Origin of the sequence: Nonomuraea sp. KM90 (assembly GCF_052246675.1) — a bacterium.
GTDB lineage: Bacteria > Actinomycetota > Actinomycetes > Streptosporangiales > Streptosporangiaceae > Nonomuraea.
In genome coordinates this window covers 22,860-48,037 of sequence record NZ_JBQQCB010000085.1, presented here as the reverse complement: position 1 = coordinate 48,037, position 25,178 = coordinate 22,860, and the positions used below count along the sequence as shown (strand labels likewise).

32 protein-coding genes are annotated in these 25,178 nt (G+C 63.5%); 19 read left to right on the top strand and 13 right to left on the bottom strand.

What is annotated here, in order from left to right:
- Positions 1–436 precede the first annotated feature (436 nt).
- A complete protein-coding gene (locus tag ACTWPW_RS45690; protein ID WP_443172434.1) occupies positions 437–1,870 on the top strand; it encodes a tetratricopeptide repeat protein in 1,434 nt (477 codons plus the stop codon).
- A gap of 20 nt (positions 1,871–1,890) precedes the next feature.
- On the opposite strand, the gene ACTWPW_RS45685 is transcribed toward ACTWPW_RS45690, so the two are convergent.
- The 8 genes from ACTWPW_RS45685 to ACTWPW_RS45650 all read right to left on the bottom strand — a co-directional run bounded on the left by ACTWPW_RS45685 (position 1,891) and on the right by ACTWPW_RS45650 (position 9,641).
- Positions 1,891–2,595: a metallophosphoesterase gene (locus ACTWPW_RS45685; protein ID WP_443172433.1), complete on the bottom strand. Its 705-nt coding sequence runs from the start codon at positions 2,593–2,595 to the stop codon at positions 1,891–1,893.
- Positions 2,496–3,278: a hypothetical protein gene (locus ACTWPW_RS45680; RefSeq protein ID WP_443172432.1), complete on the bottom strand. Its 783-nt coding sequence runs from the start codon at positions 3,276–3,278 to the stop codon at positions 2,496–2,498. Before ACTWPW_RS45680 ends, ACTWPW_RS45685 begins: the two co-directional genes overlap by 100 nt.
- A 130-nt stretch (positions 3,279–3,408) precedes the next feature.
- Positions 3,409–3,867: an HIT family protein gene (locus tag ACTWPW_RS45675; RefSeq protein ID WP_443172431.1), complete on the bottom strand. Its 459-nt coding sequence runs from the start codon at positions 3,865–3,867 to the stop codon at positions 3,409–3,411.
- Positions 3,867–4,727, bottom strand: a complete 861-nt coding sequence (locus ACTWPW_RS45670) for a macro domain-containing protein (RefSeq protein ID WP_443172430.1) — start codon at positions 4,725–4,727, stop codon at positions 3,867–3,869. The genes ACTWPW_RS45675 and ACTWPW_RS45670 overlap by 1 nt, the downstream gene beginning before the upstream one ends.
- Entirely contained in the window at positions 4,724–5,233 is a 510-nt protein-coding gene (locus ACTWPW_RS45665; protein WP_443172429.1) for a TIR domain-containing protein, read from the bottom strand. Before ACTWPW_RS45665 ends, ACTWPW_RS45670 begins: the two co-directional genes overlap by 4 nt.
- 607 nt (positions 5,234–5,840) lie before the next feature.
- On the bottom strand, positions 5,841–6,620 hold the full coding sequence (locus ACTWPW_RS45660; protein WP_443172428.1) for a TIR domain-containing protein: 780 nt from the start codon (positions 6,618–6,620) through the stop codon (positions 5,841–5,843).
- 21 nt (positions 6,621–6,641) lie between these two features.
- The gene (locus tag ACTWPW_RS45655) at positions 6,642–8,399 is read right to left on the bottom strand and encodes an AIPR family protein (protein ID WP_443172427.1); all 1,758 of its coding nucleotides are present in this window, start codon (positions 8,397–8,399) and stop codon (positions 6,642–6,644) included.
- A 513-nt stretch (positions 8,400–8,912) separates the two neighbouring features.
- Positions 8,913–9,641, bottom strand: a complete 729-nt coding sequence (locus tag ACTWPW_RS45650) for an XRE family transcriptional regulator (RefSeq protein ID WP_443172426.1) — start codon at positions 9,639–9,641, stop codon at positions 8,913–8,915.
- 148 nt (positions 9,642–9,789) lie between these two features.
- Here ACTWPW_RS45650 and ACTWPW_RS45645 point away from each other — a divergent pair, with 148 nt between their 5' ends.
- The 3 genes from ACTWPW_RS45645 to ACTWPW_RS45635 are packed head-to-tail and all read left to right on the top strand — an operon-like array spanning position 9,790 to position 11,247.
- Positions 9,790–10,143 carry a hypothetical protein gene (locus ACTWPW_RS45645; protein ID WP_443172425.1) on the top strand — a complete coding sequence of 118 codons (354 nt, stop codon included), beginning with the start codon at positions 9,790–9,792 and terminating at the stop codon, positions 10,141–10,143.
- Positions 10,144–10,147: 4 nt separating this feature from the next.
- The gene (locus ACTWPW_RS45640; RefSeq protein ID WP_443172424.1) at positions 10,148–10,633 is read left to right on the top strand and encodes a GntR family transcriptional regulator; all 486 of its coding nucleotides are present in this window, start codon (positions 10,148–10,150) and stop codon (positions 10,631–10,633) included.
- Positions 10,634–10,680: 47 nt separating this feature from the next.
- Positions 10,681–11,247: an HD domain-containing protein gene (locus ACTWPW_RS45635; protein ID WP_443172423.1), complete on the top strand. Its 567-nt coding sequence runs from the start codon at positions 10,681–10,683 to the stop codon at positions 11,245–11,247.
- Here ACTWPW_RS45635 and ACTWPW_RS45630 read toward each other — a convergent pair.
- Both ACTWPW_RS45630 and ACTWPW_RS45625 read right to left on the bottom strand, forming a co-directional pair.
- On the bottom strand, positions 11,215–11,691 hold the full coding sequence (locus ACTWPW_RS45630; protein ID WP_443172422.1) for an NUDIX hydrolase: 477 nt from the start codon (positions 11,689–11,691) through the stop codon (positions 11,215–11,217). The genes ACTWPW_RS45635 and ACTWPW_RS45630 overlap by 33 nt on opposite strands.
- Positions 11,692–11,693: 2 nt before the next feature.
- Entirely contained in the window at positions 11,694–12,434 is a 741-nt protein-coding gene (locus tag ACTWPW_RS45625; RefSeq protein ID WP_443172421.1) for an XRE family transcriptional regulator, read from the bottom strand.
- Between the two features lie 152 nt (positions 12,435–12,586).
- Between ACTWPW_RS45625 and ACTWPW_RS45620 the strand changes: the two genes are divergently transcribed.
- Both ACTWPW_RS45620 and ACTWPW_RS45615 read left to right on the top strand, forming a co-directional pair.
- Positions 12,587–12,787 (top strand): hypothetical protein, encoded by a 201-nt coding sequence (locus ACTWPW_RS45620; RefSeq protein ID WP_443172420.1) that lies wholly within the window; start codon positions 12,587–12,589, stop codon positions 12,785–12,787.
- A 7-nt stretch (positions 12,788–12,794) separates the two neighbouring features.
- Positions 12,795–12,986 carry a hypothetical protein gene (locus ACTWPW_RS45615; protein ID WP_443172419.1) on the top strand — a complete coding sequence of 64 codons (192 nt, stop codon included), beginning with the start codon at positions 12,795–12,797 and terminating at the stop codon, positions 12,984–12,986.
- Here the strand turns inward: ACTWPW_RS45615 and ACTWPW_RS45610 are convergent.
- Positions 12,946–13,311, bottom strand: a complete 366-nt coding sequence (locus tag ACTWPW_RS45610) for a GntR family transcriptional regulator (RefSeq protein ID WP_443172418.1) — start codon at positions 13,309–13,311, stop codon at positions 12,946–12,948. The genes ACTWPW_RS45615 and ACTWPW_RS45610 overlap by 41 nt on opposite strands.
- Before the next feature lie 111 nt (positions 13,312–13,422).
- On the opposite strand from ACTWPW_RS45610, the gene ACTWPW_RS45605 reads away from it, so the two are divergent.
- The 9 genes from ACTWPW_RS45605 (at position 13,423) to ACTWPW_RS45565 (ending at position 19,323) form a co-directional block, all read left to right on the top strand.
- Entirely contained in the window at positions 13,423–13,752 is a 330-nt protein-coding gene (locus ACTWPW_RS45605; protein ID WP_443172417.1) for an SCO3933 family regulatory protein, read from the top strand.
- Positions 13,745–15,064: an FtsK/SpoIIIE domain-containing protein gene (locus ACTWPW_RS45600; protein WP_443172416.1), complete on the top strand. Its 1,320-nt coding sequence runs from the start codon at positions 13,745–13,747 to the stop codon at positions 15,062–15,064. The genes ACTWPW_RS45605 and ACTWPW_RS45600 overlap by 8 nt, the downstream gene beginning before the upstream one ends.
- A 19-nt stretch (positions 15,065–15,083) precedes the next feature.
- The gene (locus tag ACTWPW_RS45595) at positions 15,084–15,731 is read left to right on the top strand and encodes a DUF2637 domain-containing protein (protein ID WP_443172415.1); all 648 of its coding nucleotides are present in this window, start codon (positions 15,084–15,086) and stop codon (positions 15,729–15,731) included.
- A gap of 16 nt (positions 15,732–15,747) precedes the next feature.
- A complete protein-coding gene (locus tag ACTWPW_RS45590; RefSeq protein ID WP_443172414.1) occupies positions 15,748–16,089 on the top strand; it encodes a hypothetical protein in 342 nt (113 codons plus the stop codon).
- Positions 16,090–16,107: 18 nt separating this feature from the next.
- Positions 16,108–16,269 (top strand): hypothetical protein, encoded by a 162-nt coding sequence (locus ACTWPW_RS45585; RefSeq protein WP_443172413.1) that lies wholly within the window; start codon positions 16,108–16,110, stop codon positions 16,267–16,269.
- A complete protein-coding gene (locus tag ACTWPW_RS45580; RefSeq protein ID WP_443172412.1) occupies positions 16,266–16,388 on the top strand; it encodes a hypothetical protein in 123 nt (40 codons plus the stop codon). Before ACTWPW_RS45585 ends, ACTWPW_RS45580 begins: the two co-directional genes overlap by 4 nt.
- A gap of 136 nt (positions 16,389–16,524) precedes the next feature.
- Positions 16,525–17,862, top strand: a complete 1,338-nt coding sequence (locus ACTWPW_RS45575; protein WP_443172435.1) for a replication initiator — start codon at positions 16,525–16,527, stop codon at positions 17,860–17,862.
- A complete protein-coding gene (locus ACTWPW_RS45570; protein WP_443172411.1) occupies positions 17,852–18,034 on the top strand; it encodes a helix-turn-helix domain-containing protein in 183 nt (60 codons plus the stop codon). Before ACTWPW_RS45575 ends, ACTWPW_RS45570 begins: the two co-directional genes overlap by 11 nt.
- Positions 18,034–19,323 carry a site-specific integrase gene (locus ACTWPW_RS45565; RefSeq protein WP_443172410.1) on the top strand — a complete coding sequence of 430 codons (1,290 nt, stop codon included), beginning with the start codon at positions 18,034–18,036 and terminating at the stop codon, positions 19,321–19,323. The genes ACTWPW_RS45570 and ACTWPW_RS45565 overlap by 1 nt, the downstream gene beginning before the upstream one ends.
- A 1,007-nt stretch (positions 19,324–20,330) precedes the next feature.
- On the opposite strand, the gene ACTWPW_RS45560 is transcribed toward ACTWPW_RS45565, so the two are convergent.
- Positions 20,331–20,942, bottom strand: a complete 612-nt coding sequence (locus ACTWPW_RS45560) for a hypothetical protein (protein WP_443172409.1) — start codon at positions 20,940–20,942, stop codon at positions 20,331–20,333.
- 408 nt (positions 20,943–21,350) lie between these two features.
- Positions 21,351–22,823, bottom strand: a complete 1,473-nt coding sequence (locus ACTWPW_RS45555; protein ID WP_443172408.1) for a helix-turn-helix domain-containing protein — start codon at positions 22,821–22,823, stop codon at positions 21,351–21,353.
- A gap of 319 nt (positions 22,824–23,142) precedes the next feature.
- Between ACTWPW_RS45555 and ACTWPW_RS45550 the strand changes: the two genes are divergently transcribed.
- The 4 genes from ACTWPW_RS45550 to ACTWPW_RS45535 all read left to right on the top strand — a co-directional run bounded on the left by ACTWPW_RS45550 (position 23,143) and on the right by ACTWPW_RS45535 (position 25,166).
- On the top strand, positions 23,143–23,433 hold the full coding sequence (locus ACTWPW_RS45550; protein ID WP_443172407.1) for a hypothetical protein: 291 nt from the start codon (positions 23,143–23,145) through the stop codon (positions 23,431–23,433).
- 147 nt (positions 23,434–23,580) lie between these two features.
- Positions 23,581–24,312 carry a GntR family transcriptional regulator gene (locus tag ACTWPW_RS45545; protein ID WP_443172406.1) on the top strand — a complete coding sequence of 244 codons (732 nt, stop codon included), beginning with the start codon at positions 23,581–23,583 and terminating at the stop codon, positions 24,310–24,312.
- Between the two features lie 126 nt (positions 24,313–24,438).
- A complete protein-coding gene (locus ACTWPW_RS45540) occupies positions 24,439–24,855 on the top strand; it encodes a plasmid replication, integration and excision activator (protein ID WP_443172405.1) in 417 nt (138 codons plus the stop codon).
- The gene (locus ACTWPW_RS45535) at positions 24,852–25,166 is read left to right on the top strand and encodes a hypothetical protein (RefSeq protein WP_443172404.1); all 315 of its coding nucleotides are present in this window, start codon (positions 24,852–24,854) and stop codon (positions 25,164–25,166) included. Before ACTWPW_RS45540 ends, ACTWPW_RS45535 begins: the two co-directional genes overlap by 4 nt.
- The last annotated feature ends 12 nt before the right edge of the window (positions 25,167–25,178 follow it).

Genomic DNA, 25,178 nt, shown 5'->3' with positions numbered 1-25,178 from the left:
CCGCGGTCATCGCCGTTCTCCTTCTTGGAATCGTTGCTACGAAGGATCACGCGATGGCCGTTCTCATTTCACGGCACCACACCCGCTGACCAGGTCAAACTCGTACACCACTTCCGTGGACGCAACCCCCCGCGGCAGCCTGAATTTCCGCTTTCCAGGCGAGGCAATCCCCCTGCTCGGCTCATCGAGACCGTGGTCAGGTGCATGGGCACAGTGGCGCGTGCGGGTCGGCGGGTGCGGGTGTTGCTGTCAGCACAGCCTCAGTCATCCGGTGGCATGGCTTGATGGGAGGCCGCAGCAGCCGATCACCCTAGTCCGAGACGCGAGAACCGAAGCCGGTGATCGTCCCCCGCCTCAGCCGAACACTTCAATACAGATGCTGTGGTCCACCCAGCTCTGCCAGTGTCTTGTGAATCCACGAGATATCGTCGGGACCATGTCTGACGCGTTACCGCTCCGCATTTTCCTGGCCTCGCCCGGCGACCTCCTGGACGAGCGCAAGGTTGTTCGCTCCTGCATCGACGAGTACAACGCTCGTTGCAGAGGCGAGAGCAACGTGACCTACGAAGTCGTCGGCGGGGAGCGTGTGCGTGGAACTGCCCGGCGGCCACAGGAGGCGATCAATGAACTGATCGGGGAGAGCCACTTTCTGATCGCGCTGTTCAAGGGATCTTGGGGTAGTGAGTCGGGCAGTCCATGGGAATACACGTCCGGTAGTGAGGAGGAGCTCTTCACAGGCTTGCTTGAGCTCGGCCGCACCGAGCAGCCAATGCGGGACGTATGGGTGGCCTTTCTCGATCACCCTTCGCCCGCCGAGCGGATCGTGAAGCTTCGAGAGCAGATGTCCTGGCACCACGCGGTGATGTACGAGTCCATCGCGGACATGCGTGAGCTCAAGACAAGGCTAACTGAGCGTCTCGGTACCTGGGAGGCCCTGGCCGGATTGAAGGTCCATAGGTATGTCGACCTGCTGCCGTCGTCAGGAAAAGACGTCTTGCGCGCTGCGAACCTGCGCCTGCGCGGCGAGAAGTTGGTCGACCTTGGCCAAGCTGAGGCGGGACGAGCGAGCCTCCGAGAGGCAGCCGCGTTGGGCGGTCCATCCGAACAGCTGGCCTACGCCCGGTTCCTGGCTCGGCACGGCGAGCTCGACGAGGCGTACGCCGCGACGCAGCGCGCCATCGACCACTTCGTCAATACAGCCTCGCACCTCTACTCACCGCTCGCGGCAGAAGCCTTCGCTGCCCAAGCGGGGGTGCTGCGCCGGCAGGGACGCGACATTGATGCAATCGGAAGGCTCGAGCAGGCAGTGACACTCCTCAACGAGAGTGACGCCTACGCACAAAAAGTCCACTGTCGGATCCTCGACGACCTCGGCCTTGCGCATCAGAAGATCGGCGACCTGGTATCGGCTCAGCGTGCCTTCCAAAAATCTCTCGATTCTAGGCGCGGTTCAGACAACCGCCTGGACGTGTGCCAGTCCCTCGTCAACCTGGCCAGGCTTGAGGTTCGCATGGGGGACTTGGAGACCGCGGCTTCTCATGCGGACGAAGTGATCCATACTCTGCGCGGCACACCACCGGCCGCGCTGCACGCCAATGCCGAGGTACTGGCCGCGCAGGTGCGCCTCCGCCAAGGGCGACCTGATGAGGGTGTGCCGTATGCCGAGCGGGCTTTGTCTCTGAATCGCCAGATCGCGAGCAGACGGGGGGAAGCCATCTCCCTGCTTCTGCTTGCGCAGTGCTGCCGTGCGGCCGGCATGAGACGCGAGGCAGGAGAGTACGCACGCGCCTGTTTAGAAGTGAACAAGGCGATGGCGAATAAGGAGGGCATACAGCGAGCCGAGTGGCTTCTCGATCAGCTGGACGAGTGACCGAGCGCTGGTGCTCCCGGTCAGCCGGTCACGATGGAGCCATGGGCGTCAACCTGGACATAGTCGAGACTGGGCCACAACAGAGCCGTCAGGCGACCGTCATCGGACCCACAGCCGGTATCCAGCTGCGCCGAGCTGGGGCCGATCCTCGGGAGCTTGCCGACTACAAGATGTGCACTGATTCGGTACTTGCGCGTCGAGGCAGACGGAGGAGTGTGCCGGGCGATGAAGTCGTTCGACTCGCATGTCTCGGGCATATGCCGCATCCCGTCCAAATGCTCGTTCGGGAAACTTGCCCGGAAGTCGCTAAGCACGTCAGGCCCAACTTTCGCCCCGACATACGAGCGAATGGTCATCGCTCCGCCCATCTTAAGGAAAGCCGTCAAGTCCCCGGTGTCCAATGCGTCAAGCAACGCTGCCTCGTGGTTCCCCCTGAGGAGGGTCGCGTGTCCGGATCCGGCATACCCAAGGAGCTCTTTCACCACCTCGGCAGATTGCGCACCTTTGTTAATGTAGTCACCGAGAAAGATTGCGTGCGGTCCACCTCTCGCAGTTAGGACATCACATAGTCCTCGGAGTGCGCTCAAATTCCCATGAATGTCGCCCACGAACGCGATATCAGCACTCACAGTAAAATCTTCTCCACCTCGGCGTAGTCGGATGTCTTCCCGGTGACGCCCAAGGCCATAAACGCCATCGAAAGGATGTCGCTGGGACGTCCCCATTCGTTGACGACTGTGGCCTCAAGGGAACCATGTTCGCTGGGCGGGAACTCACCAATAATCCCGCGCAGCCGGGACAAGCATTGCGCTAGGTCTGCTGCCGTCGCCTTACCTGGCTGCCGTGAGGCTAGGAGGTGGGTCAAATAAGGATCTCCATGCCGAACGGCCAGCTCCCGCACCGAGAAGCAGGGGGCACCGCCCGCGATGGCCTGCGCGTACAGGCAGCTGCGGAGCAGGTATCGGGCTTGCCGCAAGAGACCGGAAAGATACTTCGGCAAGTCTCGATCCAAGCTGGTGAAGAGCTCAGACAGCCCCCGAGCACGGGCAAGGAGTCGCTTGGTGTCTACCTCGCCCATGTCCTCCACAGCGCGGGTCAGATGGCCGTATCTGTCCCAAACAATCTTGGCGTCACGCTTGAGATGGGCTCCAAAGAGAGTGCCGATGCCCGTCGAGAGCTGCTTCTGGGTGTAGTAGCTCACGTGCACGTAACCGGAGTCAGTGCTGGGACGCTGAGCTGTCACTAGGGCCAGCACATCCAGGTCCGAACCCGGCACGGCGTCTCGGCGAGCCTGGCTCCCGTAGACCAACACCCCCTCAACATCCGCAGGTAGCTCAGGAAAGTCCTCTAAGACGCCGGCCGGAACATCCATCCCCACCAGGACGTCGACAACATCATCACGGATCACGTTTCCCCAACCTATGCGACCTGCCTGCGCTCCTGAGACAAACGACATCCAGCCCTACGGTCGTGTGCAACTAGCTCCCGACGAGGCGACAGAGGCAGCTAGCTGGTCCGGGCAGTATCTCTGAAATGACCTACCTTTGCTCGCTCGCTAGATCGTCGCTCGCTGCCCGCAGTTTGTCAGCGAGAACTTTCGTCTCGCTGATGGGTAGCTCGGGCACGTCGCCCCACTCAGTTCGCCCACCGGGCAGTGTGCCAGCCACATGGAAGTGAACATGACTAATCGACTGCCCCGCAGGCACTCCATTGTTCTGCCAGACAGCGATGCCCGGCCGTCTTTCGGCGCGGTCGATCACGCGAGCCGCCTCACGCACGGCGATCATCACGGTACGTGCCTCCTCGTCACTCAAATCGAGGATGGTCTCGACATGGCGGACGGGGATGACGAGCAAGTGGGCCACACCGCGCTGTTCCCGTGTAACCAACATGGCCGTGACCTCATCGCGGGCCAGGATGGTGTACGGGCGTTCGCCGTTGAGGTAAGCGCAGAAGGCGCAAGAACCATCGTCTGGGAGCTGAATTGAAGCCGCCATCACGACGCCCTCAGCGACATAAGGAAGGCCTGGATCTCCAGACGGTCGATCCGGTCGTACTGCTCCGATTGCACTACGATTTTGAGCTCATCGCATACTCGCTCCCGGCGGCAAGCGAACATAAACGACAAAATGGTAAACCGAACCGAATCCTGAGCAGGCAGAATTTGCGACAGCCTCGCTAGCCCGCCGCCAAGAACCGGGACAGCAACCGTACCGCCATTCGCGTGATCGGCAACCTCGCGCCAGAGCTGATCGAGACCTCGCCAGATATGCTCAATTGAGCTCCGGGCCACGTTCTTTGCGTCCATTTCCGAATACGCGACGCAAAAGAAGCTCCGGGTGGCCTGCTCCAGCACTGCCACCGTTCCGACCTCATAAGTTTTCGTCTTCCCCGGTTTCGTGATCGTGCCCACCGGGGCTTTACCGCTGAGCGCCTGATCCAGCTCACTATCAAGGCGCTTCACGTCCCCACCGTAAATCTTGTCGACGAACTGGGCCTGGAGGCTTGTCCGAGCGATAATTCGCGGCGTCTCCGTATCGAAGGTTGTCTGCATACCGATCACCAGGTGATCTGAATCCTGCTCGAGGATGTCTCCCCGAACTAGGCTTATTTTCACATTCGGCGCCTCGTACTGCTGCTCAATCGGCCGAGGCCAAGACCTGACCGTGGCGTAAATCAGCGCAGTTACGACCGTTATGATGGTCATCCATGTCCCGACGCCTTCAGCCACGTCAGGGAAGAAGACATCGTAGAGGCCCGCGAGCACCGCTATGAGACCGACCGCCGACAGGGCATGGACCGCGAAGTGTTGCCAGAAGCGCTGACTCTTCAGGTCATGAAGCAGTGCCCCGCTCATATACCGAGCTGCTTGTATACGCTGGGCTTGTACTGATAGCACCCTGTATAGGAGCTGAGGGCGTACTCCTCGGCGTAGTTATCCAAGGCGTACCTGATGATTGCCGGCTGGAACGACACTGACATGGCGTAGTAGTCGACATCCAATAGCGGCTTGGGAATGAAGTTCCGATCAATTGTCCGATCACCATTAAGGTTGGTGACCACTACTGGCAGGTCGAGGTCGACCATCGTCTCGACCTCATATGCCAAGAATGAATAGCCGTCCCCACCCTTCCTCTTGGCGATAGTGCTGCCGAGCAGGACGAACTGCTTGGCGTTCTTCATCCGCTCCCGTAGGTTACGCTTGATCGTCTCGCGACTACTAGAGTCGCGCGAGACGTACAGATCATGCGCATCATAGAAGTTGAAATCGATATTCTTGTTATCGCGCCAGGCTTCCATCAGTCTATAGGATCTGATGTCTTCGCTGGCGAAGGCGACATACGTCTTATTGCGGTAACTCACGGAATGCCTCACCTTTTATTTTATCACCAGCAATAGCTCAACTGCTAGATTATTCCAACTCGATACCGCAAAAGTGCCTTGTTCCACTGGTCCTCCTTGCGATGCTTGGGTCTTTCGTCGGATTTGACTCCTTTAGCAGCTAGATTCCGGATACATAGATCCGGGAAGGAACCTTTCAGTGACACAGACGGCATCGGCAAGGTGAACACTCGGACGAGTGGCCAGGCACGGGCTCAACCGTGGACGGGCGCATTGGGTGGCGCTGACCGCGACCAGCCGGAGAACCGCAGCTCGGCCAGCGACCGCCCACGCGCGGCAGTCTGCCGGACGAGCTGCCGTTGACCTCTGTGGCGATATCGCTCATCCACGCATGTGTCGGCGCTTCGAGCTGGGCGGGTGGTGGAACGCTCCCTGTGGATGAGCGGCGGGTCGGTTGAGGGCGCCGGGTGACCTTGCTGCTGAGGCTTCGGCGGGAGGCCGGGAAAGCAAGGTGTCAGAGTCCAGGCGGATAAACGGCGGACGATGACGAGGCGGCTGCGGTGACAGGGAAGTACCTGGCGTTTGAACGCCGCCGGCACGGCAGAAGCGAGGAAAGCGTAGATGCAGTCTAAGCATCAAGCTTCTCTGTAATAGCAGCTATCAGTCGTGGCTTACGCATCTCAGCAGCATCGGCGATCCCTAACCCTGTAGCAACTATCTGCAATTCAGGGGGTGTTAATAGAGCCCCTATGCCTGATACGCCCCGACTCCTCAGTTCCGCTGCTAACGCAGACGATGGTACGTCCGTGAACGAGACTGTGGCCGGTTGAGACTCAACCATGGATCGCTGGATCTCGCGTGTGCGCTCTAAGATTTCTCCGACTATGTCAGAAACTTCGCGACTCGGCTGTTCAGTGACTGGAGAGGATGATGCTGATATTGATTCCAACTCAGTCTCGAATTCATGCCATGCTCGCTGAAACGAACGCTCTAGGCGCGATTCGTCCAGCGGCGCCTCACAAGCATCGTTAAGGGACTTTATAAGCCGTAGCATGTCTTTCTGATCGCTAGCTACTGTAGCTTGAAATTGCGTCAAAGGCCCAGTTACATCAGCCGGCTGCAAATCAAAGAGTACTGGACGGACCGAGGCGTCCTTGAGAGACTTAGCCAGAGCACCCGCTTCAAAATTCAACCAAGACTCTTTCACATTCTCGCGCGTTACACAAATAATTCCCTGATGCGTGGCGTCTAGCCGACTGCCGATTTCTACCCCCCAGCGCTGCCCCTTTCTGATATTTTCACTTGACATCCAAGGTTCCAGTCGATGGATGACCTCTGGCAGCCAGCTATGCAGTGCAATTGCTAAACTTTGGCCCGTCGCCTTTGACCAACTGATAAATACATCCATTATTACCCTTGTATCATTACGCTAGAATTCAAGATGTAAAACCTCTTCGCGAACACTTGCGCTAAGACGCCCCCACATCTTCTCGTCTCGGGCAAGGTTGTACTCAATCTGTACACCGCCTCTTGCGGCAACTAGTTGTTTCCATTCGTAGCGGAGAATTCGTCGGGCAGCCCCAATTATGGGTTCAACCCATTTGTCAAAATTAGCACTAGACGATATCAGATCTCGATATGTCTCAAACCCTCCATCCTTAACTTCACGGAGACCTTCTGCGGTAAGCCCAGTAACATAGCGAGCTAGCCGATACAGGTATCGGGCCTCGTCAGAAGCCTTAGTCCTCTCGTCGGTACGCAGCTTTCGCCCTAGGTCCTGAATACGATGATGGATAGCAATGGCGGTGGCTCCGCATGCGAGGTGCTCAGAAGTCCATGTTTTGGCCTCCTTGCCATCGATGCCGAAAGCCTCCCAATAGCGCTGTTGGCGATCAAAGAATTGCTGCGGCTCTCGATAGCTAATGATAGGCCCGTACAGAAAACAGTGTCGGATGCCAGCGAACTGCTCTATCTTGAGACCTCTACCAGTTGCACCCTTTGGCTTATGGCCGGATTTGTGTGCATAGTAGAAAGCTGGTATTGGACCTTTTCCTGACAGCTTTGCTAGATTATAGCTGAGCCAGACCTGTATATCGTCGTTAGCGTAGAAGTCGGACGCCTTGACCGGGTTCTGTGTGTTGTTGAATCGGATTATATTTTCGGTGAGACTTCCACCATATTCTTGGGTTGTCTCGGTTAGGCGAAAGAGCACATATACGTCAGTGTTGGCCGCTGTCGCTCTTGCCTTTACCAGAGCACTCACTGTCTGCGCGCCGTTAATTATTTGGAACCGGTTCGCGGTAAGCTTTGTTCCATCAAGTGAATAGCTGCTACAAACTGCGGAAACTCCGTTGTTGTAGTAGAAGAAATGGGAACTTTCTTGAGGGTCAACCGCAGTCTCAACTATTTTCGAGTTGACTTTCTTGCTCCCTAGAGGCATCCTAATATTAAGATTGAAGAGCCTGTTCCCGACGCCCCGCCGCCTATATAGATCAACCAGTTCATTTGCTTTAATCGCAGCCACGATAGTTCTATATGGATCTGTAAGCTCGATAAACTTATCCTTCTGGAGATTGAGCCGCACGGTCTCGACGAACCCTCCATCGATCGCGGGGTCTAGTTCGTCTGTATGCTTGGCCAATTCCGCCAGGCCGACGAGCTCGCAGATGATCAGCCGGTCATTCGTTTCATAGAATTGATTCTTCGCCTCAACGACTTCTAGCAGACGATTCTTATCTCCTACTCTTAAGTTCGTGACGAACCGGAGACAGATCTCGTAACCATCGTCCTCCTTTTCTTTGAAGCCCGACAAAAGATCCTGTATTTGTGCATCACTTGCGCGGATGTAGTCGGGGGACCGCAGCCTTGCTGGAACGTCAAAAAATGAAGATAGCCTGTCCTCTTCGAGAACACGCTTCGATCTCCATGCAGCTTGAACAAGTAGAATTCTTCGGTTGATTTCATCCTCTAAAACGACGTCTATGCCCAGGTCGTTTGGTTGGCAGATGTACTCGCCGAGATCTGCTTCAGCGGCTGGTTCACCATCAAGCACCGCGTCATAGCCGGCTTCTTGCGCATACAAATGCGCAGCATAACACTTAAGGCCACGCTCTAACTCGGTGATCCTGTGTCCATATTTGGCAGCATAGTGTTCACAGCTGTGACGCAGCGTCTTCTCGTCAAGCACTGCCAAATCTCCTCGACGTGTCGCAACAGCGGTAGGAAGACCGTAGATCGAACCAATATGCAGGTCAACCCATGCATCCGAACTTACTCCAGATTGTGTGATAGTTGCATACTTCGACAGTATGTGAAGATTGTGTCCATATATCCGAAAAGCCCAGTGTTGCTCTGCATGATGCGGTGGTGAGTGCTATCCATGTGCTGCCCGCATCGACTACAGAGGCTGGTTCGAGTCCAGAGTGATGTCTCTGCGGGCCGGAGATCGCCGCCGGTTACAACCTCGCTCCTACCCCAACCCATGCACGTCTGCGGCATAGTCCACAATGGCCGTCCTTCAACTGTTTGTCTTGGCACTGGTTGGCGCGTGCCCTCTGCTGGCCGCGACCGGCCGAAGAGCCGCAGCGCGGCCAGCAGAGGACCGGAACGCGCCGCGGACCGCCAGAGGCGGGCCGCCCTTGATGACGTGCAGATAAGTTGCTTTCTGGGCTGCCCGTAGCTGTGTCTGATGGTGTCTGAGCTAGTCCTGACAAGGCATTGCGATGGTCCAGACGCGCGCCATACTGGTGAGGTAGGTAGCTGCCGGCCCTTGGTCATGGGCTCCAGGCAGATGCATGACCGGGGCGTTGGCTGCTGGTGTGCCGTAGGCGTGGGTGTTGACGAGCAGTTCGTCGTCGGCCCGGTAGATGGAGTTGTAGAGCACTGTGCGGTGGAGGCGGATCTCTACGCCTTGGACTCGGAGCAGCGGCCGGTACAGCGCGAGCGCGTTCTTGACCCTGGCCGCCATCACCTCCGCACCGATGCCCTCATCGGCTCCACGCGCGGCCACCTCCTGCCCGTCCGGATCTCCGAGGAGGACACGGACCTTCACCCCTGCCTCGGCACGGGCGGTGAGGATGTCGAGAACTGCCCGATCCTCCGCGAGAAACAACGCGCTGTAGGCCAAGATGCCGATCTCCCGCCTTGCGCGGCTGAAGTGGTTGCGCCAGACCGCCTGGGGGACGGCCCAGCGATGCGGATAGATCGCGGTGACGCCATCGGTGAGTGCCTGGTGTCGTGACGCGATGTCGGGCCACAGGTCGGCCTCGTCGACCTGGAGGAGGTCGGCGACGGCCCAGCGGTGGCGGGGGTACGGGATACGGCCTTGGAGCCATCGGGCGACGGTCTTGGGGTCGACGGCCAGGGCGGCGGCGACGTCGGTGGGGTTGAGCCGGGAGGCAGCCAGTGCGTAGCGGAGGTTGTTGTTCATGTCCGGGCTGCTCCTCTCGCAGAACGACCCTGTGCTGCGACGTTAGCATCAGACGTCCCTAGACGTCCCCAAGTTGTGGTGTTCCCGCCCCTGGCCGCGGGGCGAAGCTCGACGCACGGAACCGCACGAGACGTCAGGGAGGACGAGGGTGCGCAACAGCCAGACCATCAAGGAGCAGCAGCGAGCGTATGCGGAGCGGCTGCTGGTCGCGCTGGGCGAGCAGCTCGGCGCGCAGGGCGTCCCGCACGTGTTGGTCGTCACCCAGGACGGGCGGCCGGCGCTGGATGTGACCGACAGCCGGTGCCGGGTGCGGCGGGTGTTCGTGCACCTGCCGTTCTGCTGGTTCTACTGGGGTGATCAGCAGAACGAGCGGGTGTCGTTCCTGCAGATGGCCGTCGCGGTGGACCGGATCGAGGAGGCCGCGCAGGAGGGGTGGGCGGACGGGGAGCAGGGGGATCTCAGCGTCGATCTGAACAAGCTGCTCGATGCCTACCGCGGCTGAGCCTGTGGCTACGGGGCGGTGGCTGACCGGCGGGCAGGTCTACCTCCAGATCGCCGATCGGATGCGGGAACGGATCCAGTCAGGTGAGTTCGCCCCTGGTCAGGCGCTGCCCTCGGAGGCGGAGCTATGCCGGGAGTTCGGGGTGGCGCGGAACACGGTGCGGCGCGGGTTGGCGATCCTGGAGGAGGAGGGGTTGCTGATCACGGTGCCATCCAAGGGGCGCGTAACCCCCGGGAAGAATACCGATGCCCCCTACCGCTACCAGGTGGTCGCCGCATGGCTGCGCGAGCAGATCGAGCGGGGTGACCTCGCTCCAGGCGCGACGCTGCCCAGCGAGGCCAGGCTCCGGCGGGAGCTCACGATCTCGCGCAATACCGTGCGGCAGGCGATGGCCGTGCTGGAGCGCGAAGGTCTGATCGTGACGGAGCAGGGCCGGGGGCGGTTCGTCCGGCATGAACCACCGTCAGGAAGGACGTCCCAGGACGTCTAACCGGCCCACGGCGTTTTCCGCCGCATTTCATGCCTATCGTGAGGCACGTGGGACATACCGAATGGGCATATGGCCTGGCCAAGGACCTGCTGGCGACGACGTTGCCCCGGCGGTGGGCACACACCCAGGGGGTCGCCGACCAGGCCGAGTCCCTGTCTGCGGTTCTCGGGGAGGACACCGACACGCTGATCGCCGCCTGCCTGTTGCATGACATCGGCTACGCCCCGGACCTGGTCGACACCGGCATGCACCAGCTCGACGGTGCCCGCTACCTGCGCGATGTGGCCGGGGCGGACGAGCGGTTGTGCCGTCTGGTGGCCTACCACTCGTGTGCGGACAACGAGGCCCGGCAGCGTGACCTGCTCGACGTCCTGGCCAAGGAGTTCGACCAGGAACGGCCGGACCTGGCCAGGGCGCTCACCTACTGCGACATGACCACAGGCCCGGACGGCTGGCATATGGATGTGCTCGACCGGCTGGCCGAGATCCACTCACGGTACGGACCTGAGCATGTGGTCAGTAGGTCGATCACGGATGCCACACCGTGCATCGTGTCCTCGGTGCGGTCGGTGGAGGCCGCGCTATCCGATGTACGGCAGGCCGGCGCCGGTTAGGTAGTGCTCGATCCGCATCCGCATCGACCGGTCCATCGGCAGCGCCATGACCTCGCCCTGGGGCACCCAGCGGACCTCTCGGGACTCCTCGCTAAGGGTCGGCTCGCCCTGGAGGGCGCGGCCGGTCAGGACGATGGAGAACTCTTGGCGGGCCTCGCCGTCGCTGGTGTAGAGGATCACGTGCCGGGGGTCGCTGTAGGTGCCGACCAGGCCGGTGATCTCGCACGTGATGCCGGTCTCCTCGGCCGTCTCGCGGATGGCTGCCTCTGGGATGGACTCGCCGAGGTCGATGGCGCCGCCGGGGACGGCCCAGTTGTCGTTGTCGCTGCGGCGGATCATCAAGACGTCCCCGGCCGTGTTGGTGACGATGACGTTCACGGACGGGACCAAGCTGTTCGGCTCGGGTGCGGCGGGGTCGTCGTAGAAGTCGATGCGCTTGGCCATGGTCAGGACTCCACCGGGACGGCCCCGGCCCAGACCTTCTCGAAACTGTCAGCGTAGGTGGTGACCATCTCCCCGCCGGCCACCCTGCGCAGATGGAGCACGGGCGCGTTCCCGGCACGCATGCCGTACACGTGCATGTTGATCAGGTGGTCGTCATCGGCCCGGTAGATCGAGTTGTACAGGATCGTCTGGTGCAGCCGCAGCTCGAAGTTGTCCACGCCGAACAGCGGCCGGTAGAGCACCAGAGCGGTACGGATCTCCGAGGCCATGCCGTCCCCCACGCCCTCGTCCTGCCCACGCTGGGCGACCTCGGCACAATCCGGGTCGCCGAGCAGGATGCGAACCCGCACGCCTGCCCGCGCCTTGTCGCCGAGCAGGCGCACCATGGCGGCGTCGTCGGCGAGGAACAGCCCGCTGTAGACCAGGACGCCGATCTCCTCGGACGCGGCGGTGAACAGACGTCCCCACGCGTCCCGGGGCACGGCCCAGCGGTGTGGATAGATCGCCAGGACTTCGCTTTCGGATGCGGCGACCACCTGTTCACGGGACAGGGCTTGCGGCCACAGGTACGTCTCGTCCACGCCCAGATAGGAAGCTGTGGCAAAGCGGTGCTTTCGGTACGGCTCGCGGCCCTTGGTGATCCACCGCTCGACGGTCTTGGGATCGACTTCGATCGCCTCGGCCAGGTCCGCGATGCTCGCGCCCTTCTGCAACAGCGCCGCGCGTAGCCGTTCGTTCGCCATTTCACCTGCTCCCAAGGACGTCCGGGGACCTGGCCATCGTAGGCCGGACGTCTTGAACATGTCCCGTCGTGTAGTGATCTCGTCCTGACTCTGCGTCGCATTCTCGGTTGCACAACGCCACAACGGCACCGACCGAAGGAGGAGATGCACTCATGAACAACGAGATCACCATCCTGGGCGAGACGCCCGCCTGCGAGTGCGGCAACGCCCTGGCCGAGGGACAGACCCGCTGCTCCAAGTGCCTGGCGCGGGACCGGTGGGCGCGCAAGGAGCGGGCCAGGAACCGGCGCAACCGGCGCTCGGAGACCCGTCGTCCCCCGCGCGGTCCCGCGCCTCGGCCGCGATGGGGGTGAGCTGGACGTGAGCTGGCTTCCGCTGATCATCGCCGTCCTGCTCAGCATCACCCTGCTCGCTGGCTACGTCATGGTCCTCATCGGCATCCGCCGCGAGGACAAGGCCCTGAGCCTGCGCAGGCACCCCGGCGGGGCTTCGGCGTCGCTGGCCCGGAAGGTTACCGGCTGCTACGTCCGGGACGGCGTGACGTGGACGTAGCCAACTGCTCCTCGACCTTCGCCAGCCGTACAGACAGGTTCCGCACGGTGGCGCGCAGCTCGGCCAGGTCGGCCTGCTCGTCGCCGGCGGGGCGCTCCTCGGCGTCGCGGACGAAGACGCCCTTGCCCTGCTGGCCGATCACGAGGCCTTCGTTGCGCAGGATGCCGACGGCCATCTTCACCACGCTCAGCGAGGCGTCGTACTGCTCGGCGAGCTGGGCGGTGGAGGGCAGCGGGGTTCCGGGCGCGAGGGAGCCGCCGCGGATCTGCGTGCGGAGATCGTCGGCGATCTGGAGGTAGCCGGGGCGCCCGGTGTTCTGAACCATCGCCACCCCATCACATCACGAAACGAAGACCAAGCCAACCGGGAACACATTGACAACCAAGCCAACTAGGTTAACTATGTTGGTGAACGGTGAAAGAGGAGGTCACAGCCCATGCGTTCCGTCCCGATCCCTGTGGATGTCAGCAAGCTCGCCATCACCTGCGTCAAGGGCCCGCGCCCGCGCGTCCTCAACAAGGACACCGGCGAGATCAAGACCGACAAGAACGGCAACACCGTCTACGAGGTCACCGTCTCCGTCGAAGACGAGTTCGGCCGCATCGAACTCGTCAAGATCGGCATCACCGGAGAACCGCCCATCACCGTCGGCGACCAGATCAACGCCATCGGCCTGCTCGGCTACGTCTGGGAGATCGCCGGCCGATGGGGCATCGCCTACCGCGCCAACGCCCTGCTCCCGATCAAGGAGACGGCCGATGCCTGACGCGCTGCAGATGCTCGCAGTCCTGGCCGCTCTCGCGGCCGGGCTGTGGGCCTGGCGCCACTACCACTACCCGTCCTTCTGGCTCGCGCTCGGCTTCCCGCTCGTCTCCCTGTCAGTACGCGCCTCGTGGCGGCGGGTCGCCCTCGGCTGCAACCTGACCAAGAAGCGGCAGCGCTTCTGGTTCACCACCGTCCCCGGCCTGGTCGCCTCGACCGGCATCGTCCGCGTCAAGCGCAAGTGGCAGCGCATCGCCGTGGACACCAAACCGTTCATGTGGCTGCCCCTGCCGACCCGGCACGGCTGGCGCGTCACCCTGCACACCCTGGAAGGCCAGACCCCCGCCGACTACGCCGACGCCGCCGAACGCCTCGCCCACTCCTGGGGTGTGCACGCCATCCGCGTCTCCTCACCCGGCCCTGGCCGCGTCGTCCTCATGGCCACCATGCGCGACCCTCTGGTCAAGGTCGATGAGTTGCCGCCCTCTCCTGAGCTGCTCAAGGTTACCGTGGGGCGGCTAGAGACCGGCAAGCCCTGGACCATCGACTTCCGTACCGTGCCGCACTGGATCAATGCAGGAGCCACCCAGTCCGGAAAGTCCAACCTGGCTAACGCCCTCATCGTCGGCCTCGCACCGCAACCGGTGGCACTGGTCGGCTTCGACCTCAAGGGCGGCGTGGAGTTCACCCCGTACGCGCCTCGGCTGTCGGCGCTGGCCACCTGCCGCGCCGAGTCCGTCGGCCTCCTGGATGACCTGGTCGCCTTGATGATCGACCGGATGGGGCTGTGCCGCCAGGCCGGCGCCCGCAACATCTGGCAACTCCCGCCCGGCGTCCGCCCGGTCCCGGTCGTGGTCCTGGTGGACGAGCTGGCCGAGCTCTACCTGATGGCCGACAAGTCCGAGAAGGACGAGATCGCCAAGACCTCAACCGCGTTGCTGCGGGTCGCCCAGCTTGGGCGGGCGTTCGGCATCTACCTGTTCTGCTGCGGCCAGCGCATCGGCTCCGACCTCGGCCCCGGCGTCACCGCCCTGCGCGCCCAGTGCTCGGGACGGATCTGCCACCGCGTCAACGACCCCGAGACCGCCACCATGACCCTTGGCGACCTCGACCCCGCCGCCCTCGCCTCGGCCCGCTCCATCGCCGCCGAGACACCCGGCGTCGCCATCGTCGCCTCACAAGACGGCCAGTGGTACCGCGCCCGCTCCTTCTACGTCACCGAGCAGACCGCCGAACACGCCGCCCGCACTCATGCCCACCTCGCCCCGTCCTGGGACGAGATCACCGCTCACCTGCCCGAACCTGTCAACGCCTGAACCCATGAAGGGAGGAACGATGCGACGCTTCGCCTGCTGGATGCTCGACACCGGCCCGGTCCTCGTCCTGGCCACCATCGCGGGTGCCGGATCGTTCACCCACATCCGCGACACCGCCAGCCAGCACGGCCAAACCGGCTGGATGTCCTGGGCCATCGCCGTCTGCATCGACCTGACCTGCGTCATGGCCGCCCGCGAACGCCAACGCGACAAGAAGACCGGCCGCACCCAGCGCAGCCCGCTCTCCTGGCCCGTCCTTGTCCTGACCGGCGGCATCATCCTGTCCCTGGCCGCCAACCTCGCCCAAGCCGACCCGACCGTCTGGGGCTGGATCACCGCCGCCACCCCGGCCGGCGCCTTCCTCATCGCCGTCTCGATGCTCGAACGCCGCGCCACTCGCCTCGAACCGTCCACACCCGCGCCCGCACCGGTCCTGACCTCGCCCCCGGTCCCTGAACTCATCCCGACCCAAGCCCAGGACGATGACGACACCCAGGACGAGCAGGCTGACCCTCTCGCGCCCGCGCTCATCGACTACGCCCAGCGGGTCGCCGACGAACACCACGCCCGGCACGGCAAGCCCATCACCGGTGACGCCCTGCGTACCCGCCTGGGCGTCTCCAGCCAGCTCGCCACCGACCTGCTGCGCACCCTGCGCACCGCCTGAAGGGAGAACCCAACTCATGACGTACGACCACCGCACCGCCCTCATCAACGGCCTGCTCGACCTGGCCGCATTCCTCGAAGCTCATCCCGACGTGCCCGTCTCCTCCAGCGTCACCGTCCACCACTTCCCCGGCCAGGCCAGCGACGCCGACCAGTGCGCCGAGATCGACCAGATCGCCGCCCTCGTCGGCTCACAGATCGACTTCGAGGACTCTCCGTACGGCCACTACGCCACCTCGTGCCTGTTCGGACCGGTGGAATACCGCGCCGTCGCCATCCTGGCCGCCGCCCGCGCCCGCCACGACGCCGAAACCAGCTACCGCGGCTGCATCCAACCCGACCCCACGCCCGCCACCTGACCAGGAGAGGACCCGACCATGCGCATCCGCATCGACGGCACCCGCGCCGAGATCATCGACGCCCTGTTCCGCCTGCGCCTGCACTTCACCGTCATCGGTGTCTCACGCGCCTACCCCGACCGCACCCGCCCCCACCACTGGCGCGTCTACCTCACCACCGCCCGCAACAGGCAGAAATGACCGAGATGAACGAGGTGATCCACTACTGCTGCTGCACCTGCAACGGTACCGGCATTGACCTTGAAGACGCCCGCTGCCGCGACTGCGACGGCACCGGCATCGACAACCACGGCGCCTGAAACGCGCAGCGCCCCCGGCCTGGCCGCACATCCGCCAAGACGCCTGCCAGGTCGAGGGCCATCCCTTCACCCGAACGAGCGAAAGGAGGACACCATCTTGCCCACAACCCACGCCACCGCGCACGCCAAAGCGGGCATGGTCGCCCGACTCAACCACCCCGACTACGACCGCTGGGCCACCCAGATCCGTGCCACCGGCGGCTGCCGCCAGCCCATCCACCTACGCGGCAAGGTCGACCACTACGACCAGGCCACCGGCCAACTCCTGCACCGCTACACCACCAAGCACGAGCCCGACGGCATCCTGCGCGTCCCATGCAAGACCCGCCGCGCCTCCCGCTGCCCGGCCTGCGCCGAGACCTACCGCGCCGACACCTACCACCTCATCCGGGCCGGCCTCGTCGGAGGCAAAGGCGTCCCGGACACGGTCACGGGCCACCCGACCCTGTTCATCACCCTCACCGCACCCAGCTTTGGAGCGGTCCACGCACGGCACGAGAAGAACGGCAGGGTCCAGCCCTGCCACGCCCGCCGCGACGCCGCCACCTGCCCGCACGGCCGCGTCATGTCCTGCACCCAGCGCCACAGCAAAGACGACCCGCGCCTCGGCGAACCGCTGTGCTCCGACTGCTACGACTACACCGGCTCCGTCCTGTTCAACGCGCTCGCCCCGCTGCTGTGGAAGCGCTTCGCCGACTCCGTACGCCGCCACCTCGCCAAAATCGGCGGCCTGTTCCTCAAGGATCTCCGCCACCACCTCACCCTCTCCTTCGCCAAGGTCGCCGAATACCAGCGCCGTGGCGTTGTCCACTTCCACGCCGTCATACGCCTCGACGGCCCCGGCGGCCCCGAAGCACCCCCACCGCCCTGGGCCACCGCCGAAGCCCTGGCCCAAGCCATCCAGCACGCAGTCAAGGCCGTGTCCGCCAAGGCTCCCGCCTACGCCGACCAGCCCGAACGCCCGCTGCGCTGGGGCGGCCAGCTCGACATCCGCCCGATCACCCTGAACGGCGACCTCACCGACCAAGCCGTCGCTGGCTACATCGCCAAGTACGCCACCAAGGCCGCCGAATGCGTCGGCACCCTCGACCGCCGCATCAACCCACTCGACAACCTCGACGCCTACAACCTGCGCGACCACGCCCGCCGTCTCATCACCACCTGCCTGCACCTGGGTATCGAACCCGGCCTGGCTGAACTTCGGCTCGCCGACTGGGCCCACATGCTCGGCTTCCGCGGCCACTTCTCCACCCGCTCCCGCCACTACTCCACCACCCTCGGCGACATCCGAGCAGATCGCCAACAGCACGTACGAGACAGCGAGATCACCACCGGCCGCCTGCCGTTCTTCGACGAGGACACCGTCCTGGTGATCAGCGAATGGACCTACGCGGGCAAGGGCTACAGCCTCGGCGACCAACTCGTCGCCGCCGCCATCACAGGAACCCCGCTCGGAGACCCACATGATCTCTGAGCTGCTCACCGTTCCGCAGGCCATGGCGGCGCTGCAGGTCAGCCGCTGGACCGTCTACAACCTCATCCGCTCCGGCGAACTCGGCTCCATCGTCGTCGGTGCCCGCTGCCGTCGGATCCCCACAACCGCGCTGAACGACTACATCACCCGACTCTGCGAGGAGGCAGCCTGATGCCCACCAAGACCGCGCTCGCCTCCCCGGAGGAGCCCAAGCGCCCGCGTAAAAACGGACGCACCCGCGCCAACAACGAGGGCTCGATCTTCCCGTACAAGAACGGCTGGGCAGGATACGTCTGGGTCACCACGCCGGAAGGCAAGAAGACCCGCAAGTGGGCGTACGGCAAGACCCGCGAGGAGACCCATGAGAAGTGGCTCAAGCTTCACGAGCTGGCCCGCAAGGGACCCGTGGTCACCAAGTCGCCGAAGCTCTCGGACTACCTGGCGTACTGGCTCACGAACGTCGTGGAACCCAACCTCGCGCCCAAGACGGTGGCGAACTACGAGATGTTCGCCCGGCTCTACATCACGCCAGTACTCGGCTCCAAGCGGCTCGACAAGCTGACCGTTCGGGACGTCCAAGCCTGGCTGAACAAGCTGCGCCGATCCTGCCTCTGCTGCGACCAGGGCAAGGACACCGCCCGGCCCGAGCATCACAGCAACCCGAAGCGGCGTCGGCACTGCTGTGCTGTCGGCAAGTGCTGCCGGTCGCTGCCCTCGGAGTGGACGGTTCATGACGCCTACATGACGCTGCGGGCCGCGCTGAGCAACGCAGTGCGGGAGGAGACGTTGGCCCGCAACGTCGCAGCCAACGTCAAGATGTCGGTCCCTCGCAAGCGCAAGGTCAAACCCTGGTCCGTTGAGGAGGCGCGGGCCTTCTTGGAGTCGGCTCGTAAGAACGAGGACGCGATGTACCCGGCTTACGTCCTGGTGCTCGTTCTCGGGCTGCGCCTGGGTGAGACGCTCGGGCTGCGCTGGGAAGACGTCGATCTCGACCAGGCCGAGATGACGATCGGCTGGCAACTCCAGCGCGTCGGGGGCAAGCTGCTGCACCGCCAGACGAAGACCGACGCGTCCGATGCCACTCTGCCCTTCCCTGAGATCGTCACAGCGGCTCTCCGTGCCCGTCAACGAGTGCGCGACACCGCCCGGGAAGCGGCTGGAGACGACTGGCAGGACACCGGGCTCGTCTTCACCACCGCCAGTGGCCGGCCGATCGAACCGTCCAACTTCCGCCGCAGCTTCGCGAACGCCTGCGCCAAGGCCGGAGTGCGCAAGGTCCACGTCCACGCGACCCGTAAGACCTGCGCGTCCTTGCTCGTCGCCCTCGACGTCCACCCAAGGGTCGCCATGCAGATCCTTCGCCACTCACAGATTGCGGTGACCATGAACATCTACAGCGAAGTGTCCTCGGAGGAGACCCGCAAGGCCCTCAGGAAACTCGCTGATCATTTGGATTCATAACCCATGTCGTGGCGCCCAAGCTAGGGCGCCACGACATCAACCGAGGATCGTGTGAAGGAGTCCAACTACAAGGAGAGCTGTGCCAACGCCAGCTGCTAGGTTCGCGGTTGCGGTGCCCAGCCATACGCCAGCGATGGAGCTGACGAAAAGGATGACGGCCCAACGGAGCGGCAGTGGTGATGGACCTCCGCGTGGGGGTTCATCACTGGGCTCCTCGGAGCGTCGTACTAGAATCACGATCGAGTGTCCTTCCTTACCTGATGGGTTGGGGCATGAGAGCGGCTCCCTGTTGCTGCAGGGGGCCGTTCGCTTTCGCTGTAGGCCAGAGCTCTCATTCGCTGCATCTCTTGGATCCCTCAGGTCCGTGTGGACCTCGTTACAGGGAAAGCCGCCACTGAGCACGCAGATCAGCGGGAGGCCTCCACCACGGAGATCCCAGAATTGAATCTATTTCTACCACTTTGATCACTCGCGCATCAAGAGAACCAACTTGCAATCGAGAGGAACTATAAAGAGGCATTTGCAAGTAAAATGTTCACGTTGCGCGCCCTAGGGCCGGCGCTTTGGCGGCCCGGCAGAGGATGACGGCAGGGGGGACCGCCACGGTCTGCATGTCCCGCCATGCATGGTTTCTCGCCCGCAGCCACGGCTTCCATGGTCAGCATCTCTACGACCAGAGTCGATCAGTGAAGCGCGGAGAAGACAGAAGCGCTTGGGCTGTTTGACTGCGGCTGCGCCTGTAGCTGTACTTTGCAGCTGTACAAGATCGAAAAGGCCACTTCCTGACCTGAGGAAGTGGCCTTTGACCTGGAGTGGAGCCTAGGAGATTCGAACTCCTGACTTCCTGCTTGCAAATCGGTCTGATCTTCGAGTACCACGGCCTCGACCTGGGCGACCGGCAGTCCGCCAGTGACCGTGATTGACCCCTGTTGACCGCCCTTAATGGCACGCTAATGGCATGGCGAACATGTGCATGGTCACGGGGTCTGTTCTGCCGGACCCCTGTTCTACGGTGTGCGGTCACCGTATTTTTCGATGATCGAGCTGAGAGAGCGTGAGGCTGACGGCATCTCCTGCCCCAGTGGATCCGGTGAGGTGACGCCAGTGTGTACGGATCGCATCCATTCGTCGTCGACCACAGCCTGGCATAGCGCTTCGGCGGTGATGAGCGTGGCGAGACCATAACTGTTCTCCCAGGTCTCCCGACCCGCTGGGCTGGCGGCGATCCATTGCTCGACGCTGGCGAGATCAGGAACTGGATACCAGTCCCAATCACTCATGTCGAACTTGACCACCAGGCCGCTCTCCGTCCGATAAGAGACCAAGGCTGGGGCTTCATCGATCCATACAGCACTCAGGCAGGGGCCATACTGCGCCAGAATGGGAAGAGCACCCTCGGTGACAGAATCGACGCGGTAGTCCATGATGACGGTGCCCTTGCCGAGGCGCCCGATGAGCATGTCGACGTCGTCTGCGAGGAAGCGCGCCGGCTGAGTGCTCTCGGGTGAGATGCCATACGCAGCCAGGACGTCGTCAATCTTGGTGGCGGAACACCACGTCAAGTGGACGACAAGCCGGGTTTGCTGGCGAAACCACTTGCTGTAAGTAGAGTCGATCACGGACGTTTCCTCTCAGCTGACACCGGCATGGGCCACGCTCAAGGATCTTTGCGCATCCGCGTGCCGTCCGCCGCCGAACCGCGATCAGCCACGTTGCTCGGTGAGCCAGGGTGAGGAACGAACCCTGGATCGTCGATCGCCCCCGAGCACGTACGGCGTCCAGCCATGCAGTGGCGATCGTAGGGCTGTAGCTGTGCGGCGGCGCGGCAACCCCGGCCGGAGCGTTCGATTGGTACGGCGGGGCCGGCGTGCGGTGCCCGGCCCGGTGTCCCGCCGCCGTCCGGGACCGGCCTCCAGGCCGCACGCCCGGACGGCGGGCGGGCGGAGGGCCGGGGGTACGGCGGCGCGCCGCGCCGCCGCTTGATACCTACAAGAACAATTCGGCAGTGCACTGTACGGGTGATCTCGTCATGCAGACGGCTGGCTCAGGCTCCGGTGTGCCGAGTTGATGGCGGCCAGGAGTTCACGGGCTGAAGCGTCCCGCTTGCCGGTGAGGGCGTTCTCGACTCCGGCGAGTTGTTGGAAGGCCCAGCGGGATTCGGTGCGCTGGGCGGTCTCCAGTGCCCGGCGTCCGCTGGTGAGACCCTCGTTGAGGTCGCCGATGCGGAGTTGGGCGGCGGCGATGTCGGCGTGGACGGCGGCGATCTTCTTGTGGTCGGTCTCGTGGGAGAGGGCGTTGAGGGCGGCTTGGCCTTCGTCGATGACGCGGTGTTCGTCGCCGAGGTTGACGTAGGTCGAGAGCCGGTAGGCGGCCATTCGGCCGGAGTCCAGGAAGCGGGTCCAAGCTCGTTCCCGCTGTGGACGCGCTTCGCCGTACGCGTCCCTCGCCTGCTCCAGGCGGATAAGCGCCTGGCGGTCGCCGAGGTTGGCGAGTTCTTCGGCTTCGCGGGCCAGCAGCCAAGCGCGGGTGGCGTTGTCGCCCTGGGCCGGTAGATGCTGCTGGGCCAGGCGGATGTTCTGCACGGCGGGGGCGCCTCGAACGGCATAGGAGCGGTAGGCGTAGGCGCATGCTTGGATGATCGGGTGTCCGCTCTCCTGCGCCGCCAGCGTGGCGATGCGGTCGAACGCGGCAGACTGGCCGGGCTGCTTGATCTCCCAGGCGATCCACGAGGCCAGGACGGCGGCCTCGCCGGTGGTGGCGGCTAGCCGGCGGCGTAGGCGGTCGGGCAGTCCTGCCTGTAGCAGGGTGCTCAGTTCGTTGAGGTGGGCGGTGAGGCCCTGATAGAGGCTGCGGGCGGGCATGGTCTCTTCGAGGCGGTGAAAGCCGATCGTTCGGGCTTCGAGGCGTTCGACCGTGTCGTCTTGATCGGCGCGGGTGCCAGAGAGGGCCAGGGTGAGGCGCTCCCAGGGGTTGGCGACGGAGGCGGCGCTTTCGGCGGTCAGTCCGGCTGCGATGAGGAGCATCGTTCGGCGGTCCATGTGGCCATCTAGCCTTCCCACAATCCAGGCCAGCGTCAGCATGTCAACGTCGCAAGCGTCGTTCGGCTGGCGCGAGCCGATGACTACTTGTTCCACGCTAAGAAGGCTGCTTGCTGGTGTTCCATCCCGTCGCGGGATGGGTGTGGGCGGGTGGGTGACGCCGGTGAGAATCCGCGGGGCGAGGCCGAGGAGCATGCGGGCGGGGTCGGGCATGTGCAGGCCTTCGGCGATGCGCTCGAAGACGTCGAGTGCGGTGACCTGGGCCTTGCCTTGCATGTACTCGCTGACCTTGCCCTGACTGAAGCCCACAGCGACGCCGATACGGGTCTGGCTGACGCCTGCGTACTGGCGGACGAGTCGGAAGAGGTGGCCGATATCGCGATTTGTGAGGGCGGTATGCATGTCGGGGCGTTGCCACAGGTCGGCCGGTATGACGACCGGTTCGGCCCCGTCTGCGGGCATGTGCCGTTTCCCCTTGCGTCCTTGGACTGCCGGTAACTCCACGCTCACGGTTCGGAGTTATCCCGTCAAGGGATATTGCTGATCCCGTCCGAGGATTCCGGCTCGGGATGGGTTGCTTTGCCGCAGGTGAAGACGCTTGTCCCATGACTCGGAGCGATCAACCGACAAGTGAGAGGTGCCGGGCCTGTCGGGCCCAGGGGTGGCGTTGGGTGCGCAGGAGCCGTGCCGAGGCGCTACGCCGTCTTGACGGGACGGCGGTCGAGCTTGTGCAGGTGACCTGCTTCGAGTGTTCCGGAGTCGGCAGAAAGCGGGCCACGTAGTGAAGATCATCACGGGCTGCCTCAGTCCGCACGTCAGCGAGGTTCAGGAGGGGCACATGCAGTTGGTCTGGCGCCAGGCTGCGAAGCCTGACGATCGTGCCCGGGTGGTGGCCTGGTCGTGCCACTGCCGGTCAACCGTGTACGAGCTGCGTCGCCTGGGTGGTCAGTCGTACATCCGCCGGACGGAGTACGACGGTGACGGTGGGGAGACGATCTACGAGACTCATCGGTGGTCGTACAAGAAGGCTGACGAGGTCTGGCGCACCTTGCTGCAAGGTCAGACGGTGTAGGTGTCGCTTGACGGCGCGGTTCCCTGAATGTGGGGGCCGCGCCGTCGTCATTCTGGGGTAGGCCCATGTGTCGTTAGAAGGGGTTGCCTAAGCAGCATGCGCTGATAGCCTGCTTGGCTAGACAGGCATGTTGAATGTGGAGCCCTGATGTCATTTGAGTACACGCCCCCGAAGTACGCGCAACTGATCGCGGAACTTGAGCGGCGCATCGACTCGGGCGAGTATCCGCCCGGCTCCCCGCTGCCCAGTGAACACCAGCTCATGGCCGAATTCGCGATGGCGCGCCCGACCGTCGTCAAGGCCCTCGGTGTGCTGCGCGATCAGGGCTGGATCGTCACCCACCAGGGCAAGGGCCGGTTCGTGCGCGGTCGCCCGGCCATCCCCACCGGTCAGCAGGCACGGGCCGGACGCGAACTGCTCGACCGCAAGGAAGCCCAGGTCTCCAGCCGCTTGCTGGTGACCGGAGAGGTCGAGGCACCCAATCGGATCGCCTCGTATCTGGGGCTCAAGCCCAAGTCGCCGGTCATGCTGCGGCGATCGCTCACCGAGCACGACGGCGAGCCGACCGAGATCTCCTCCACCTGGCTGCCGGTTGAGGCGGCGCACGGTACGGCGCTGGCTGAGTCGGAGGAGTTGAAGCAAGGCCTTCGGCGCTACGTCGAGAGCGTGGCCGGCGCTTCGCTGGATCACATCATCGAGCACGTCACCGCGCGCAATCCGACCAAGGAGGAGTGTTCCCTCCTCGGGGTCAAGAGTTCGGCTGCGCTGCTCGTCGTCTACGCGGTCGCGTGTGACGCGACGGGCAAGCCGTGGGTGGTGGTGGAGTCTGTTCTACCTGGTGACCGGCACGAATTGGAGGATGCCTACCCAATTCGGTAGCCGGAGTTCCAACTTCTTCGCGAAGCCCGCTTGGTGCACTTGACTGGCCAAGTGGGCTTCGTGCTTAATGGGCTTACAACTTGATCAGTCAAGATGGCTGACCGCTCAAGAGAGAAGTGATTCCACATGGCAATGCAGGGACCCATCCCCGTGACGTTCGCCCAGGTCTTCCCGCACGGCTGCTACAGCGTCGGGGAGGTCGAGCCGGTCAAAGACTTCGAGGCTTCCACGAATGGCAGGTTCGTCCAGGCGCGGGACAAGCAGACGGGCGAACCCGTCTGGCAGATCCCGGTCATGGACGCCGACCCGACGCTCAAGGCGGCTCAGAAGACCGTGGCGGTCAAGATCCTCGCCCCGGTCCAGCCGGTCGCCCCGGCTCCCGTCGCGGGACTGCCGTTCACGCCGGTCGAGTTCGACGGCATGACCGTCACCCCGTACGTCAACGGCTCCGGACGGCTCGCCTACTCCATCAAGGCGCGGCAGATGCTCGCGCCCCGCACCAACACCACCAAGTCCAACGGCAGCAAGGAGGCCGCTGCATGAGCGAGTTCCGTCCCTACACCTACGTCACCTTGTCCATGAAGCCCGAGTCCACGCCTTACGTGGGGGTCTCCTTCCACACGCCGCGCCTGAAGGTCAGCGCCGGGATGTTGCTCAGCAACCCGCGCCCGTACCTGGAGCTCCGCTCCTCGGAGGCCGACGTGCACATCTCCACCACCGGGGCCGGGCCGGTCACCGATGCCGACCTGGCACTCGCCCGCGACATCTTCAACGCCGCCGCCCGCTACCTGGCCGACTGCGAGTGCCTGTACGCCGAACAGTCGGCCCAGGATGCGGCCGAGTCGGCGGCCTGACAAGCAAGCGGG

Bases quoted from the DNA above. Each gene is read 5' to 3' on its own strand.
- ACTWPW_RS45690 (WP_443172434.1), top strand. From the start codon at position 437: ATGTCTGACGCGTTACCGCTCCGCATTTTCCTGGCCTCGCCCGGCGAC.
- ACTWPW_RS45685 (WP_443172433.1), bottom strand. From the start codon at position 2,595: ATGGGGACGTCCCAGCGACATCCTTTCGATGGCGTTTATGGCCTTGGG.
- ACTWPW_RS45675 (WP_443172431.1), bottom strand. From the start codon at position 3,867: ATGGCGGCTTCAATTCAGCTCCCAGACGATGGTTCTTGCGCCTTCTGC.
- ACTWPW_RS45670 (WP_443172430.1), bottom strand. From the start codon at position 4,727: ATGAGCGGGGCACTGCTTCATGACCTGAAGAGTCAGCGCTTCTGGCAA.
- ACTWPW_RS45660 (WP_443172428.1), bottom strand. From the start codon at position 6,620: ATGGATGTATTTATCAGTTGGTCAAAGGCGACGGGCCAAAGTTTAGCA.
- ACTWPW_RS45650 (WP_443172426.1), bottom strand. From the start codon at position 9,641: ATGAACAACAACCTCCGCTACGCACTGGCTGCCTCCCGGCTCAACCCC.
- ACTWPW_RS45630 (WP_443172422.1), bottom strand. From the start codon at position 11,691: ATGGCCAAGCGCATCGACTTCTACGACGACCCCGCCGCACCCGAGCCG.
- ACTWPW_RS45625 (WP_443172421.1), bottom strand. From the start codon at position 12,434: ATGGCGAACGAACGGCTACGCGCGGCGCTGTTGCAGAAGGGCGCGAGC.
- ACTWPW_RS45620 (WP_443172420.1), top strand. From the start codon at position 12,587: ATGAACAACGAGATCACCATCCTGGGCGAGACGCCCGCCTGCGAGTGC.
- ACTWPW_RS45610 (WP_443172418.1), bottom strand. From the start codon at position 13,311: ATGGTTCAGAACACCGGGCGCCCCGGCTACCTCCAGATCGCCGACGAT.
- ACTWPW_RS45605 (WP_443172417.1), top strand. From the start codon at position 13,423: ATGCGTTCCGTCCCGATCCCTGTGGATGTCAGCAAGCTCGCCATCACC.
- ACTWPW_RS45600 (WP_443172416.1), top strand. From the start codon at position 13,745: ATGCCTGACGCGCTGCAGATGCTCGCAGTCCTGGCCGCTCTCGCGGCC.
- ACTWPW_RS45595 (WP_443172415.1), top strand. From the start codon at position 15,084: ATGCGACGCTTCGCCTGCTGGATGCTCGACACCGGCCCGGTCCTCGTC.
- ACTWPW_RS45590 (WP_443172414.1), top strand. From the start codon at position 15,748: ATGACGTACGACCACCGCACCGCCCTCATCAACGGCCTGCTCGACCTG.
- ACTWPW_RS45585 (WP_443172413.1), top strand. From the start codon at position 16,108: ATGCGCATCCGCATCGACGGCACCCGCGCCGAGATCATCGACGCCCTG.
- ACTWPW_RS45580 (WP_443172412.1), top strand. From the start codon at position 16,266: ATGACCGAGATGAACGAGGTGATCCACTACTGCTGCTGCACCTGCAAC.
- ACTWPW_RS45575 (WP_443172435.1), top strand. From the start codon at position 16,525: ATGGTCGCCCGACTCAACCACCCCGACTACGACCGCTGGGCCACCCAG.
- ACTWPW_RS45570 (WP_443172411.1), top strand. From the start codon at position 17,852: ATGATCTCTGAGCTGCTCACCGTTCCGCAGGCCATGGCGGCGCTGCAG.
- ACTWPW_RS45565 (WP_443172410.1), top strand. From the start codon at position 18,034: ATGCCCACCAAGACCGCGCTCGCCTCCCCGGAGGAGCCCAAGCGCCCG.
- ACTWPW_RS45555 (WP_443172408.1), bottom strand. From the start codon at position 22,823: ATGCCCGCAGACGGGGCCGAACCGGTCGTCATACCGGCCGACCTGTGG.
- ACTWPW_RS45545 (WP_443172406.1), top strand. From the start codon at position 23,581: ATGTCATTTGAGTACACGCCCCCGAAGTACGCGCAACTGATCGCGGAA.
- ACTWPW_RS45540 (WP_443172405.1), top strand. From the start codon at position 24,439: ATGGCAATGCAGGGACCCATCCCCGTGACGTTCGCCCAGGTCTTCCCG.
- ACTWPW_RS45535 (WP_443172404.1), top strand. From the start codon at position 24,852: ATGAGCGAGTTCCGTCCCTACACCTACGTCACCTTGTCCATGAAGCCC.